The organism is Adlercreutzia equolifaciens DSM 19450 (genome assembly GCF_000478885.1).
Classification (GTDB): domain Bacteria; phylum Actinomycetota; class Coriobacteriia; order Coriobacteriales; family Eggerthellaceae; genus Adlercreutzia; species Adlercreutzia equolifaciens.
On record NC_022567.1, the window covers coordinates 862,930 to 877,748 of the forward strand.

Consider the following 14,819-nt stretch of genomic DNA (forward strand, 5'->3'; position numbering starts at 1 on the left):
TATAATGCAAGCTTCCAGGCAATTTATTGCCCTGGTCTTGCGCACCCAAATGCGCAAACGCGAAACGACGACGATAGAGGAGGCACGATGACTTCACCGAGGGAGGCAGTATCTATTCTCACTGCTGTGGCGCTGGTCGTTGCCCCTGTGGGCGGCGTGGCCGCAACCTACACGTCCAGCTACGCCGATGATGACCTTTTGGCCAAGCACACCGCTCAGGAGAAGGCGTTTCCGAAAAGCTACGATGAGCTCGTCGAGCGCATTGAGGCCGGGGAGCTGTTCTCGCTGGCCGATTTGGATATTATGGCCGATGCGAAAATGGGCTTTCTGACCGCTGAGGAGTACGGTGTCCTGCATCCGACCTTCGAGACCATGCAGAGGGTTCTCGATCAGCAGGAGGCCGCCGCTGCTGCCGCAGAGGCCGAAGCCGCCGCACAGAAGGCGGAAGAGGAGCGTCTGGCTGCCGAGAAGGCCGCGCAGGAAGAGGCTGCGCGCCTGGAGGAGGCCGAGCGTGTCGCTGCCGAAGAGGCGGCGAAGCAGGCCGAGGCCGCGCAGAACGCCGCAATGGTGCAGACGCTCGAGGCGACTCAGCAGACCCAGCCCGAGACGGTTCCCGATGAGGCGGGCTCTGCCAACCAGGGCGATTCCGGCCCCACCGAGGACCAGGGCACGGACACTAACGGCCCGAGCACCGATGGTGCGGGCGGCACCGTCGAGGGCGAGGGCAACGAGGGCGAGGTCACGCCTCCCGCAGTCGAGCCCGAGGCGCTGATCATGCCCGACTGGGCGAACGACGAGACGGTCACCCTCGAGTCTCTCATCGCCTTCTTAACGGACAACAAAATCACCTACGTGCAAGAGGAAGTCGAGAGCGACGAGCCTGCGGGAACAATCTTGGAGACGCTTCCGGAGGCCGGCGCGGAGATTCCCGCCGGAACCGAGGTCGTCATCAAGGTGGCCGTCGCGAAATCCGAAGAGCCCGCCCCCGAGGTTCCCGAGCAGCCTTCGGTTCCCGACACCCCTGAAGTTCCCGAAGCCCCCGAGGTTCCGGGTGGATCCGAAATCGATGTGAGCAATCCGGTCGATTCCGGCATCCAGAAGCCCGGCAACGCCGGTGGCGTGACGGACGAGTCGCACACTGCCGCCGTCATCAAGGGCCAGGCCCAGACGCCCCTCAAGCAGGTGGCCGTCACGGTGCCTTCCATCTCCTTCACGCACATCGACAACTCGGCCTACGTGGCGCGCCATTACAGCGAGGATCTCACCACCGAGAAGTTCATCTCGCTGGTGGGCGAGTCGGCCCGCACCATCGCCGCCGAGAACGACCTGTACGCGTCGGTCATGATCGCCCAGGCCATTCTGGAGTCCGCCTCCGGCAACTCCACGCTGGCCCAGGCGCCGAACAACAACCTGTTCGGCATCAAGGGCACCTATCACGGCAACTCGGTGCAGCTGCCCACCCGCGAGGATGACGGCACCGGCGCCACCTACACCATCATGAGCGACTTCCGCCAGTACGAGACGGTGGACGAGTCGCTTTCCGACTACGCCGATCTGCTCAGCAACTCCATGGGCGATTTCTACGCGGGAGCGCGCAAGTCGAACTCCGACAGCTTCGTGGACGCCTGCGACTTCCTCGTGGGCCGCTACGCCACGGATATCTTCTACTCCGAGAAGCTGCAGGACCTCATCGAGACCTACGACCTCACCCGCTTCGACGTGCCGCTCACCTACGAGCTCACCGACACCTTCGTGCTGCCGGTCAAAGACGAGGTCTCGGGCCTGGACAAGTACCTCGACCCCGTCACCGACAAGATGGAGTACGAGGCGCTCGTGGCCGAGTACGAGGACTACATCGCCCGCACCGAAGACTACCAGCAGGCTCTCGCCGAGTGGGAGGCGCAGATGGCCGCCGCCGAGCAGCTCTATCATGTGCCCGTCTACCTGGAGAAGCCCTCGGTTCCGGCCACGGACACCCCCATGCAGCAGCATGCCGACGCCATCGACGCCGAGCGCTTTGAGGGCTTCGAGGAGCTCATCGCGAAGCATCAGCCGCTGCCGGTGCGCGAGGCTCGCACACTGAATGACCTCACGGCCCTGGCGAACTCCTTCCTGGGGGTGCCCTATGTGTGGGGCGGCACGACGCCTGACGGCTTCGACTGCTCCGGTCTGGTACAGTACTGCTACCGCGAGGTCTTCAACATCGAGCTTCCGCGCACCACGTACTATCAGTGCGAGGTGGGCGAGGAAGTGCCCTTCGAGGAGCTGCTGCCGGGTGACCTGCTGTTCTTCGCCGAGGGCGGCGACGTTCACCATGTGGCGATGTATCTGGGCGACGGCTACTACGTGGAGGCGCCGCACACGGGCGACGTGGTGAAGATCACCGCCATGAACGACAAGCTGCCGGATTTCGCCAAGCGCATCGTGGATGTGCGCGACATAGATATGACGGAGTTCTCCGACGAGCAGCTGGCGCAGTTTGTAGAACGGGAGAAGTACCTGCAGGAGCGCGAGCAGCGCCTGGGCGTCACCGACGAGACGCTGGTCGAGCTCACCGAGTGGCTTCGCGGCCTCGAGTTCTAAGCTGCCGGCAGCTGCGTGGGAGTAACTCTGCGACATTTCGTGGTGCTGGGCCTTCTCGCCTTTGCAGTAACGTATCTCTGCGTTCCGCTGGCGCGAAGGCTCGCACTGCGTTTGGACGCCGTCGACTACCCGAGCGCGCGCCGTGTGAACAAGCGCCCCGTTCCGCGCATGGGCGGTATCGCCATGGCCGCTGGTATTGCGGTGGCGTTGCTCGTGGAAGTGGCCGGCGAGTTCTTCCTCGGGTGGGCCGGATTCTATGTGCACGGCGACAACACGGTGAACCACCCCGGCGTCATGGTGGGCCTGCTCGTCATCGTGCTTGTGGGCGCCCTTGACGACGTGTATTCGTTGAAGCCGAGCGTCAAGCTCGCCGGGCAGATTCTCGGGGCAACGATCATCGCCGGATCGGGCCTTCTGCTTTCGAGCATCGCCAATCCCGTGGGACCCGGGTACATCGAGTTCGGATGGTTCGCCTATCCGCTCACGGTGCTCTACCTCGTGTGCTTCATGAACGTCATCAACCTCATCGACGGTCTCGACGGCCTGGCGGCGGGCATTTCGACCATCGCGTCGTTCTTCCTGTTCATCATCGCGTTCGGGCGCGGCATGGAGGAGACGGCCATGCTCTCCATCATCCTGCTCGGCGTCACGTTGGCGTTTCTGCGCTACAACTTCACGCCGGCCAGCATCTTCATGGGAGATTCCGGTTCGCTTCTCCTCGGCGCCATGATCGGCGTCATCTCGCTCATGGGCGTCATGCGCTCGCCGACGGTCATCGTGCTCGCCGTACCGCTCGTGATCGCCGCCATACCCATCGCGGATACGGCGGCGGCCATCGCGCGTCGCCTCTACCACCACCGCCCCATCCAGCAGGCCGACCGAAAGCATCTGCACCATCTGTTGCTCAGCCGGGGCCTGGGAGTGCGCAGGAGCGTGCTCATCGTGTACGCTTGGACGGCCCTGCTGGGTTTAGGGGCGTGGGTCATGAGTAGCTCCCACGGCATTGTGGTTTGGATCGTGATCGTCGTGCTGCTCATCGGGTCGTTCCTCATTCTGTGGAAGCTGGGGATCTTCGACCAAGTGCTGCGTCACCACTACCACGGCCGCCACACCCGTCAGGAGGACAAGCCCCGCTGGTACGGCCAGCATGGGCGGTAGAATCGGTTTCGCCTAGCGTGCCCCCCAGATTTCATTGGCATTCACGCGGTAGCGTCCGATCCAGGTGTTGACGGACATGACGTCCGATGCGTAGAGATTGAAGCGTACTACCCCCCTGGTGCGGCGGCAAGATGCATTATTCGATGGCGTACAGCCTCATGTCGCCGTCCTTAAGGATCAGCTTGAAACCGGGAGTCGCCTCGTCAACGGCATCGATGCCGGCGTAGTTCTTCATGTTGTCCTCGTTCGTCTGTATCAGCCAGACCCCCGTATCCAGCGACACGTCGTGGTCGAGCTGCAGCACGTAGCGCGCCCCGGTGGCGGCCACCGCCTCGGCCACGGCCTCGTCAGTTGCGATAGCGGCCAAACCCTCGCGGATGATGGGGCTCTGCTCGGTCTCCTCGCCGGTGTCGATATGGCGGTAGTAGGTGTTCAGGCCGTTGAGTCCGTAGGCGAAAACGCTGCCGTCGTGGGGTTGGTTGATGACGAGCGCTCCCTCGGGTATGATGCCCATCACCTGACGCACGAAGGCCTCCTCCACGGCGCTGTAGGTCTGCTCCTGTCCCAGGTCGTAGCCCTCGGTCACCAGGTAGTGCATGAAGGCGATGGCTGTTCCTTCGGTGGAAACGAAATGGGGCTCCTCGACTCCCTTGGGGAGCTCCACCTTCACGGGCGGAATATAACAGGGGGAGAAGTTCGCAAGGGAGAAGAGGGCCAGGACGAGGGCGAGGAGGACTTGCCGGTGCCGCCCGCTCGCGAGACGCGCGATGGCGCCGGCGATGGCGGCCAGACCCACGGCGGCTACCGGCACGAGGAACAGCTCGGCGCAGCAGAGGATGCGGTAAGGGTCGCTGTACCAGAAACCCGCCAGGAAGGTGCGCAGCGTGTAGCTCGCCTCGGTGCACCGGCAGACCGCGTATACGATCAGCATGTAGGCGCCGGGCAGCGCGAGCCAGCCGCGCCCTCGGCGAGAGAGCGCGGCCGCGCCGGTAAGGCACACGGCGAACAGCAGCCACTGGGGCGGTTGGTTGGGATATAAGGAAAGGGCGGCGGCCGCGTAGAAGCTCTCGGGCCAGGTAAGGTTCAAGTTCCCGACGTTGTCGTAGAGCACCACCTGCTGCAGCGGCGGCGCGTACAGCATCGCCTGCCACAGGACGAGGCAGACGGCGAATCCCAGGGCCCACACCACCCAGCGGCGGCGCAGCGGGTTAGCGGGGGACAGACGTGGGCTCGCGCGCAGGGCATCGGCGGCGCGCCGGATGGCGAGCGGCGCGACGAACACGAGGGTCGTGAACAGCCCGTTGGGATGGGCGAGGCCGAAGAAGACGGCGAGGGTGGCCGCCGAAACGATGAGCCCCTTCCAACGTATGGGCCCAGGCCCGGTCAGGTAGGACGCGATAAGGGCCAGGGCCGCCGGTACCAAGCTGAAGCTGATGAGGTTCGCGAGCAGCTGGCCCTTCAGAAGGAGCACCCAGGGGAAGCAGGCGAAGGCCATGGTGGAAACCGCCCCAGCCAATATGACGTCGCGGCGCCGGGGGAACAGCACGGTCATAAGGGCGAGGGAGCTGATCGGGTACGCGATGCCGGACAGCACCGTGTTCAGGGCGTTGAAGATAACGGGGAGGTCGAGGCCTGTGGCCGAGTATGCGAGGGCCGCCAGGATATGCCAGGCCGCCGGGTAGTAGCTCGGCGGCGATACCAGCGATTCGGCGCCGAGCGAGGTGGCCAGCGGCGACCAGATGCCGGTGTCGATGAAGACGCGGGGCAGGGTGTCGTGGGTCTGGTTGTCGAAGCGGCAGTAGAACGATGCGGGGGTGTCGAGCGATTTCACGAAGATGTAGCCGCAGACGGCCAAGCCGACGGCGATATAGAGGCACAGCACGAGCAGATCGCGCGTCGCCACGGGCCGCCTCAGGCCCTGCCCGCGCCTGCGGCGGAGCATGTGTCCCGCCGCGGCAACGACGGCGGCGGCCAAGGCGACCGACCCCAGCACGTTGCCCCAGAAGCAGGGCACCCCCGCTTTTTCCCACAGTATGGCGAAAAGCCCGTAGCCGATGCAACTGGCGATAGGGGCGCAGCCCAGGCAGAGGGCCCGCCGCAGCCCCAGGCCCCGCAACAGGGGGTATCCCGGCCCGTAGAGGATGCCGACGAACAGTGCGGCGCAGAGGAAGAAGCTCGTCCACATGGCCCGTCGCTACTCCCGTCCGCTCGCCAGATCCATGATGCGGCGGCACAAATGGGCCGTGCACGTTTCGTTCTCTGGCAGGGCGATGTTGCGCGCGACGAAGGCGTCGAAGGCGCCATGGTCGAAGCCACCTTCCTCTATGGCGGCCATGATCTCGCGGGCGTCGGCGGTGAAGAGCGCGGGGACGTCGCGCTCGAGATCGATGTTGAATGCCCGCTTCTCATGGTAGTCGTCCCAGTCGTAGGCGTACAAAAAGACGGGGATGCCGAGCAGTCCGGCCTCGTACATGACCGTCGAGTAGTCGCTGATGACGTAGTCGGCGCGGTAGAGAGGGTCGATGGCGGGATCCTCAATGCGGATGGCGCGCGGGTCGTCTATCACCTGGGTGCTGACGGGGTGCGGCTTGTAGACGAGGGCGTAGCGGCTGAAGTCGATGGCGTTCAGAAGCGCCGCCATGGCCTCCTTCTCGTTGGCGGGCTCCGCTTTGCGGAAAGTCGGGCAGTAGACGATGACCTTTTTGCCCATGAGGCTGGGGCAGGCCTGCTCGACGGCGGCGCGCTGGGCGGCGCGGTTGCCTTTGTCAAGCAGTAGATCGACCCGGGGCAGCGGCGCCTCGAAGACGATGGACGGCTCCACGTTAAACCCAGCCGCCAGATCCTCGGCGAAGGTGAGCGACGACACGGCCACGGCGTCGTAGCCCTCGTGCATGTGCATGAGGGCCGCCGTCTCCGCGCTATGGCCTTCCTCGGTGTCCAACGCCGTGTAGCCGAACTTCTTCATGTTGCCCAGGGCATGCCAAATCTGCACGACGGGCGCCTTGATGCGCTCGCCCAGCAGGCTGACGACGATGCAGTAGGAGTCGAGCACCACCGCGGGGCTCGTGGCGATGTAGAACACCTGGCGCATCATCACGGGCAGATAGGACAGGGGACTCTTCAGGGTGTTCGCCAAAACGACGACGCGCCAGCCGGGCCACTCGCGCTGGAAGTACGCACGGATCATGCGGAAGTCGACGGGCTCCTGGTCGCTCTGGCGGCTGATGCAGACGATCTGGTCGCGGACGGGCAGCAGTCGGCAGAGGGCGTACCAGGCGGCAAGTAGGGCGGTTGCTATGCGCACGGCGAGGGACTTCACGGCGGCCTTTCATCGGGGTTGGGGGCGGGCCCTCGCGCGGCGCCCATAGGGGAGGGGAGGCGCGGACCCGTGAGTGGCCCCATTATAGTGGAAACGGCGGAAAGGCGGGAAGGGCGCTGGATGCGGCCCTTCCCGCCCCTCAGTTCAAAGGGATTGAGGAAGCGCTTACGGGGGAATGCTGTGAAGGCGGGGTGAGGGCGGCAAGTCAATGGTAGAATAGGAACTCGCCTTTGCCGCCGGGAGAAAAGGGGATTGTGAGCACGCTTTCCGAGATACTGAAGGAGCAGTGGGCTTGGCGCAAGCAGATTCTGAGCCTCGGACTGTTCGATTTGCGCAAGGTGTCGGCAGGCGCAGTGCTGGGTCCGCTGTGGTTCTTTGCCAAGCCAGCTGTCTATATTTTCGTGTTCTGGTTCGCATTGGAAGTCGGGCTGCGCAGCGCTGATCAAACAGGGTCCGACTTGCCCTACCTGCTGTGGCTCATGGGTGGCCTCATCCCGTGGTTCTACATGCAGGAGATGCTTGGAACCGGCGTCGATGTATTCAAGCGGTATTCCTATTTGGTCACCAAAATCAAGTTTCCGCTTTCGGGCATTCCGACCATTTACGGTATCTCCACGTTCATTATCCAGATCGGGCTTGTGGCGGCGCTGCTTGTGGTGTACTTCCTCTACGGGCAGAAACTTGACTGGTATCTGCTGCAGATTCCAGTGGCCATGGTGCTCATGTTCGTGTTCTTCGACATGTTCTCGCTCATGACAAGCTTGCTCTCCGCCATCAGCAAGGATTTCATGAACCTTGTGAAGACACTTTCCACGCCGCTGTTCTGGCTTTCGGGCATCATATTCAACGTGTACAACATGCAGATGCCCGCCATCGAGACCATTCTCATGTTTAACCCCATCACCTTCATTGTGACCATGTACCGCTGTGCGGTGTACGACAAAATGTGGATCTGGGATGTGCCCGGCGCGGTGCCGGGGTTTGCCATCGTGTTCCTCGTCACGCTGGTGGCTATGTGCATAATTTACCGGAGAACGCGCGAGGAGGTGGCCGATGTCCTTTAGCAGCGATGCGCCCCTTGCTATCAAATTTGATCACGTTACGAAGACCTACAAGCTTTTCGAGAACGATCGCCAACGGTTCATGAGCGTTTTCTGGACGCCGGATAAGCGCAAACAGATTACGCGCATCGATGCCAGCAACGACCTTTCCTTTGAAATTCGCAAGGGCGAGGCGGTGGCGTTTCTCGGACGCAACGGCGCCGGCAAATCTACGGCGCTGAAGATGATCACGGGAGTCACCTTTCCCACCAAGGGTACCGTGACGGTCAATGGCACGGTGAGCGCCCTTTTGGAGTTGACGGCCGGCTTCGACTCGAAGCTTACAGGTCGCGAGAACATATATCTGCGCGGACATGCCCTCGGTCTTAATCACGATGAAATCGCCCAGCTGGAGCCCAAGGTGGTTGATTTCGCCGATCTGGGCGTGTACATCGACCAGCCGGTGCGCACCTATTCTTCGGGCATGAAGGCGCGCCTCGGCTTCGCCTTCGCCGTGTCGTCGGATCCGGAAGTGCTCGTGGTGGACGAGGCGCTGTCGGTCGGCGACAAGAAGTTCCAGGAGAAATGCTTCGCCCGGGTGCGCGAGATCATGGAGGACGAGAACGTGACGGTGCTCTTCGTTACTCATTCCTCCTCGGCTGCCGAGGAGTTCTGCACGCGCGGCATTGTGCTCGATCACGGCACGAAAAAGTTCGATGGCCCCATCCAGGAGGCCATCGCCTACTACGAGAACAACTACTGAGCGTCGGCCGCCTGCGCGGCGCCCTCGTCCTCGGTGGCGGTGATCTTGTACAGCCTCATGTCGTCGCCTTCCGACAGAACGAGCTCGAGGCCCGGCGTCTCGTCGGTCACGTTGTTCAGGCCCGCCCACAGGGGCACGTATCCCTCGTGATAGGTGGTGAGCCACTTGCCCTCGTCGTAGGGCACCCCCTCGTCGAGGAGCAGAAGGTACTCGGCTCCGGTGCTGGCGACGGCGTTGCGCACATCGTCGTCGAGGGTGATTTTGTCCATGCCCTGGCGGATGGCGTCGGCCGTGGCCGAGTAGTCGAAGGAGCCCGCGCTTCGGAAATAGGTGTTCAGGCCGTCGAGCCCGTAGGCGAAGACGCTGCCGTCTTGCGGCTGGTTGATTACCAGGGCCCCCTCGGGGATGACCTCCTTGACTTTCTGGACGAAAGCGCGCTCGTCGGCGCTGTACACCTGCTCCCGGGCTGTGTCGTACTCGTTGGCGATGCGCATCTTCACAATGCCGATGGGGGTGGGCGTCACGTTGTCCTTTTCCCAAATGTTGGGTGTGAAGTTGGGGAAATAGGCATAGCAGCTAAACGCGGCGAGGCATGCGACGACGATGGCCGCGCGCGCCTTCTCGTCAAGTTCGACGAGCCCGGCGGAACTCGCGAGGCTCTTAACGAGACGGACGACGAGGCGCAGGGTCATTGCGAGGCCCAAACTTACGATGGGGGTGAGAAAGATGGTCAAGCCTCCTGCGAGGCGGGTGGGGTCGCTGTACCAAAAGCCGGCGATGTACTGCCGTGGCGCCTTCTCGTAGAACGCGCGGGCAAAGAAGTAGGCCACGGCGAAGAACGCCGGCGGCACAATGTGCCAGGGGCGTTTTTTTGCTAGAAGGGCCAAGATGCCGGCGAATGCAAGGGCTACGAGGAGCCACTGCGGGAACGACAGCACGAGCCCGAGGGAGAGGACGTCGTACAGCGTGTTGAAGGGGTCGAGGCCGTTGTCGCTCTTGTAGCGGAAGTTCACGACGCTTTGGAACGTGGGTACCTTGTAGGCCGCGAACCACAGGACCACGACGAGCGCAAGGAAGCCTCCGAACAGCAGAACGCATTGGGCGCGGGACAGGCGCTGCTCGCGGTACTTCCGCTTCAAAAGGCGGTACAGTTTATGCCCGAGGAACGCCACGGCGAAGATGTAGAAGGTAAAAAGGCCGTTGGGTTGGGACAGCCCGAGGGCCACGCAGGCGATGAGGGCGACGGCGCAGAAGGTGACGACGAATCCGGCGCTTTTGCGCGCCGCCTTGCACAGCGCGATGAACGCCGCGCACACGGCGGGCACGATGGCGTAGGAGAGCATGTTGCCCACAAGCGGGCCCTTCAGGAAGAAGTACCAGGGAAACGCGTTGAAGGCGGGGGTCACGAACGCGCCCGCGAGGATGGCCAGGCGATCGCCCTTGTTCAGGTGCAGCATGAGCAGGTACATGCTCAGTGGGTAGACGATGCCCGTGATGACCGCGTTGAACGCGTTGACGCCCACGGCCACCGGGCAGTTGACGACGGACACGGCCAGGGCGACGACGTCATGCCAGGCGCTCGGGTAGAAGACGGCGCTGGAATCGAAGGGCTGGGCGTTGTCCGGCGAGGTGAGGTAGACGTTCATGCCTACGGACGACCAGTTACCCGAATCGATGAAGGCGCGTATGGCGTTCAGGTGCGTCGAATTGTCGTGGCGGTTGTAGAACGTGTCGAAGTCGCCCAGGCCCGACACGAGGATGAACCAGCAGGCGGCCAGGCCCATGGCGAGGTATAGGCAGAGAATGAGCCAGGGCCTATCGATGCAGGGATTTCCGTACTCCTGGTTTCCCTGCCGATTGAAGACGAGCAAAAGGGCGATGGCGAGAAGCAGGGCCGGCAGGACGAGGATCGCCCAGTTGCAGAAGATCCCGCACTTCTCGTAGACGATGGGCAGCGCCGCGTACAGGGCGAGCGTGTAGAGGGGTGCACACCCGAAGGCGAACAACCGCGAGAGGCGCAGCGCTCGGAAGAACAGGTATCCCGGCAGATAGAGGGCTGTCAAAATGATAAGCGCGCATAAGAGAAATGAGTTCCACATGGGGATGTAGGCACCTCGTTTTGCTGTAGAGCCCTCGACGGGGGAGGGAATCAATCGACCGAGTTGTGGGTTTTATACCGCCCGCAATTCCAAGTAGATCATAATAGCATGACCTCACTTGCCAAAGAGGTATCATTACGTCGTTTGCAAAAGAGACGGAGGAAGCCGTGGCCATCGTAATCGAAGACATCTCTTGGGAGCGCGTGTTCCTTCGGGTGACTTACCGCACCGACGACGGTGGCTCCCTCAAGCTCTTTCGCGTACGGTCGCGCCAGTTCGCCTCGTTCCGCGAGGAGCGCGAAAGAGGCGAGGGAGCCTCGGACGAAGTGGTTCATGCGACGATGAACCTCACCCAGGGTCTGGGTCGCGAGCCGCTGGGCGACGGCGAGTGGATCTTCTGCCAACAGGTGAGCCCCGCCGAGGCGAACCTTGCCTGGGCGCGCGAGCACGCCCCCTACCAGATCGCCTTGGCGAAGAAGCGTCTCTGGGGCGAGCTGGGCACCCTGAAGCGACGGCGGCTGGCGCGCAGCGGCGTGGATTACGCCGGTTTTCCCTTCGACGACGGGCAGGTAGATCGTGACCTGCGCGATCATCCCTTCGACACCCATGGCATCGCCTACCGCGAAGAGCTTGTCGAGCGCATGCGCGACCTATCCCGGGTGTTCCGCTATGTCGAGGGGAAGTATTCGATGGCCGCCTCCGTTCTTCCCGAGACCGATGCCACGGACTACTTCATAGTAAAGCTGGCCGTCGATTACTACGTGAAGAACAAGACGCCCCGTACGCGCCGTTTCAGCCTCCGCCAGCTGGAGAAGCGCGCCTTCCGCTTGTACTACCACTTCGCACGCAAGTTGTTGCGGCCCAAAGAGAGCACGGTACTTTTCCTCAAGGAAAACGGCGAGGAACCCACGGAGAACTTGGCGGCCGTGCGCGATCGGATGGTCGAGCGCGGGCTGGAAGAGGCGTTTCCCGTCATCGAACGCTACCGCAACACGTTCACGTCCCGCCAGAGCCTGGGAGCGTGGCTGAAGGACATCGATGCCATCGCCCGCAGCCGCTACATCTTCATCGACGACTATTGCCCCGTTTTCAACTTCATCGAGCCAGATCGCGATACCGTGCTCACCCAAGTGTGGCATGCCGGCGTGGGCTTCAAATCGGTGGGCTATGCCCGGTTCGGCATTTCGGGCTCGCCGGATCCCTACCAGTCGGCCCATCGCCGTTACGACTACGCTTTGGTGGGCAACGAGCAGCTGCGCGATATTTACGCTGAGGTGTTCGGCATCGAGCAGGAGGCGCTCCTGGCCACGGGCATGCCCCGGCTCGACCACTTCCTGGATGCGGATCGGCAGGCGAGCGCGAGGGAGGACCTGCTCGGGCGGTATCCCTGGATGAGCCAGGGCCGCGTCATCGTGTTCGCCCCCACCTTCCGCGGCGCCGGCCAGAAGACGGCCTACTACCCCTATGACACGTTCATCGACTATCGGGCGCTGTGGGAGATGTGCGAGCGCACGAACTCCTATTTCGTGTTCGAGATGCACCACTTCATCGACGAGCGCCCCGAGATTTCGCCCCAGTACGCCGATCGGCTGTTCGACTTGTCCGACGAGCGCTTAAGCGAGCTGCTTTCCGTGGCCGACGTGCTGGTCACCGACTACTCGTCGTGCTTCTACGACTGCCTGCTTCTGGAGAAGCCGGTGGTCTTCTACGTGCCCGACAAGGTGGAGTACTCGGCGACGCGGGGCGTGCAGCGCTCGGTGGACGACATGGCGCCGGGCATCGTGTGCGACACCTTCCCGGCCTTCGTGGAAGTGCTGGAGACGGCGGGCTATGCCGCCGTGCCGCCGGACCCGTCGATGATCGACCGCTGCCTGGAGGGAACGGGCTACGCCGCCGACCGGGTGATAGACACGGTGCTTTTGGGCGAGGACGTGCCCGGCGTGCGCTGCGCTGGCGCGACGCGGGTTCGGCCGGAGGTCCGCAACGGCAAGCTCGACAAGTACAACGGGTATGACGACAGCGACGATAGCGACGATAGCGACGATAGCGACGACTGAGGCGTCGGGAAGGAACCGGACACGTGAACTACGCACTCATCTTTGCCGGGGGCACCGGCCAGCGCATGAACACCAAGACGCGGCCCAAGCAGTTTCTGGAGCTGCACGGCAAACCCATCCTGCTTTACACCATCGAGGTGTTCGAGAACCACCCGGACATCGACGGCATCGTGGTGGTGTGCCTGGAGGACTGGATCCCCTTCCTGAAGAAGAAGCTTTCGCACTACGACATTGCCAAGGTGATCGACGTGGTGCCCGGCGGCGCGACGGGGCAGGAATCGATCCGCCGGGGGCTGGATGCCCTGGAGACGGCCGTGGGGCGCGGCCACACGGTGCTCGTGCACGACGGCGTCAGGCCCTTGGTGAGCGACGAGACCATTTCCCAGTGCGTGGCCTCGGTGGCGGCCCACGGCAACGCCGTGTCGGTGACGCCGGCCATCGAGACCATCGTGCAGGAAGAGGGCGGCACGGTGACCAACATCATCGACCGCAGCGCCTGCCGGCTGGCCAAGGCGCCCCAGTGCTTCAACATCGGCGAGCTCATCGACGCCCACGACCGCGCTCGGGCCGATGGCGAGGAGGGGTTCATCGACTCGGCGAGCCTCATGCGCCATTACGGGCACGAGCTGCACACCGTGGCGACGGGCCCCGAGAACATCAAGATCACCACGCCGTCGGACTTCTACATCTTCCGTGCCTTCGTGGACGCCCGCGAGAGCTCGGAGATCTTCGGATTCTAGGAGGATTCCATGTTCGATCTGACCGCCGAATCGCGCGAGCAGGCGCGCGCGCTTTCGCTGCCCTGGGAGAAACTGGAGGGGCGCCGCGTGCTCATCACGGGGGCCACGGGCCTCATCGGGTTCGCCTGCGCGCGGCTTCTGCTGGAGCGCAACCGGCTGGGGGAGGGAGCGCCCATCGGCGTGGTCTGCCTCGTGCGCGACGAGGCTCGGGCGTGGAAAGTGTTCGCGGGTTACGGCGAGGCCGACGGGCTGGAGTTCGCCGTGGGCGCGGTGGAGGGCTTCCCCTGGCCCGAGGGGCCGGTGGACTACATCGTGCACGCGGCCTGCCCGACGGCCTCGCGGTTCTTCGCCGAGCATCCCGTGGAAACGGCGGACGCCATCGTGCTGGGCACGCGGCGGGTGCTCGAGCTCGCCCGCGCGAAGGGCTCATCCGGCGTCGTGTACGCCTCGAGCATGGAGGCCTACGGCGACGGCAATGAGCGGCCCGGTCTGGAGCCGCTGCTGGACGAGAGCCGCGTAGGCTACGTGGACCCGATGCGCGTACGCAGCTGCTATCCCGAGGGCAAGCGCATGGCCGAGCAGTACTGCTGCGCCTACGCCTCCGAGTACGGGGTGCCGGCCATGGTGGTGCGCCTGGCCCAGACGTTCGGCCCGGGCATTCCCAAAGCCGACGCGCGGCTGTTCGCCCTGTGCGCCCGCAACGCCCTGGCCGGCGAGGACATCGTGCTGAAGACAACGGGCGTGAGCACCCGCATGTACCTGTACACGGCCGACGCCGTGGCGGCGCTGATGACGGTGATGCTGGCCGGCAAGCCGGGGGCGGCCTACAACGCGGCGAATCCGGAGACGTACTCCTCCGTGCGCGAGATGGCCGAGATGGTGGCTCAGCTGGCGCCCGGCGGCGCGGTGGAGGTGCGCTGCGATATTGACCCCGACGCGCCCTTCCCGCCGGAGCACCACCTGCCCTTAGATGTGTCGCGGCTGCGGGCCTTAGGCTGGGAGCCCACCCAGGATCTGCCGGGCATGTACCGCAACCTCATGGCCTACCTGGAGGACTAGC

Annotated in this window: 10 protein-coding genes; 7 read left to right on the forward strand and 3 right to left on the reverse strand. The window is 63.7% G+C overall.

The genetic code is table 11. The annotated features are described in order from the left end of the window. The first annotated feature begins 87 nt into the window (after positions 1-87). A complete protein-coding gene (locus tag AEQU_RS11775; RefSeq protein WP_022739502.1) occupies positions 88-2,583 on the forward strand; it encodes an NlpC/P60 family protein in 2,496 nt (831 codons plus the stop codon). Positions 2,584-2,598: 15 nt separating this feature from the next. After that, the gene (locus AEQU_RS03280; RefSeq protein ID WP_084280391.1) at positions 2,599-3,741 is read left to right on the forward strand and encodes an MraY family glycosyltransferase; all 1,143 of its coding nucleotides are present in this window, start codon (positions 2,599-2,601) and stop codon (positions 3,739-3,741) included. A 136-nt stretch (positions 3,742-3,877) separates the two neighbouring features. Here AEQU_RS03280 and AEQU_RS03285 read toward each other — a convergent pair whose 3' ends face one another. Then, on the reverse strand, positions 3,878-5,926 hold the full coding sequence (locus AEQU_RS03285; RefSeq protein ID WP_022739504.1) for a DUF6541 family protein: 2,049 nt from the start codon (positions 5,924-5,926) through the stop codon (positions 3,878-3,880). A gap of 9 nt (positions 5,927-5,935) precedes the next feature. Further along, positions 5,936-7,060, reverse strand: a complete 1,125-nt coding sequence (locus AEQU_RS03290) for a CDP-glycerol glycerophosphotransferase family protein (RefSeq protein WP_022739505.1) — start codon at positions 7,058-7,060, stop codon at positions 5,936-5,938. Positions 7,061-7,314: 254 nt separating this feature from the next. Between AEQU_RS03290 and AEQU_RS03295 the strand changes: the two genes are divergently transcribed. Both AEQU_RS03295 and AEQU_RS03300 read left to right on the forward strand, forming a co-directional pair. Next, on the forward strand, positions 7,315-8,124 hold the full coding sequence (locus AEQU_RS03295; RefSeq protein WP_022739506.1) for an ABC transporter permease: 810 nt from the start codon (positions 7,315-7,317) through the stop codon (positions 8,122-8,124). Next, entirely contained in the window at positions 8,114-8,863 is a 750-nt protein-coding gene (locus tag AEQU_RS03300; RefSeq protein WP_022739507.1) for an ABC transporter ATP-binding protein, read from the forward strand. Before AEQU_RS03295 ends, AEQU_RS03300 begins: the two co-directional genes overlap by 11 nt. Here AEQU_RS03300 and AEQU_RS03305 read toward each other — a convergent pair. Continuing rightward, positions 8,857-10,962 carry a DUF6541 family protein gene (locus tag AEQU_RS03305; RefSeq protein WP_022739508.1) on the reverse strand — a complete coding sequence of 702 codons (2,106 nt, stop codon included), beginning with the start codon at positions 10,960-10,962 and terminating at the stop codon, positions 8,857-8,859. The genes AEQU_RS03300 and AEQU_RS03305 overlap by 7 nt on opposite strands. A 167-nt stretch (positions 10,963-11,129) precedes the next feature. On the opposite strand from AEQU_RS03305, the gene AEQU_RS11780 reads away from it, so the two are divergent. From AEQU_RS11780 to AEQU_RS03320, 3 genes are read left to right on the forward strand one after another with little or no spacing between them, the layout of a single operon-like run. Beyond that, a complete protein-coding gene (locus tag AEQU_RS11780; protein WP_022739509.1) occupies positions 11,130-13,019 on the forward strand; it encodes a CDP-glycerol glycerophosphotransferase family protein in 1,890 nt (629 codons plus the stop codon). A gap of 23 nt (positions 13,020-13,042) precedes the next feature. After that, a complete protein-coding gene (gene ispD, locus AEQU_RS03315) occupies positions 13,043-13,759 on the forward strand; it encodes a 2-C-methyl-D-erythritol 4-phosphate cytidylyltransferase (RefSeq protein ID WP_022739510.1) in 717 nt (238 codons plus the stop codon). Between the two features lie 9 nt (positions 13,760-13,768). Beyond that, positions 13,769-14,818, forward strand: a complete 1,050-nt coding sequence (locus AEQU_RS03320) for an NAD-dependent epimerase/dehydratase family protein (protein ID WP_022739511.1) — start codon at positions 13,769-13,771, stop codon at positions 14,816-14,818. The last annotated feature ends 1 nt before the right edge of the window (position 14,819 follow it).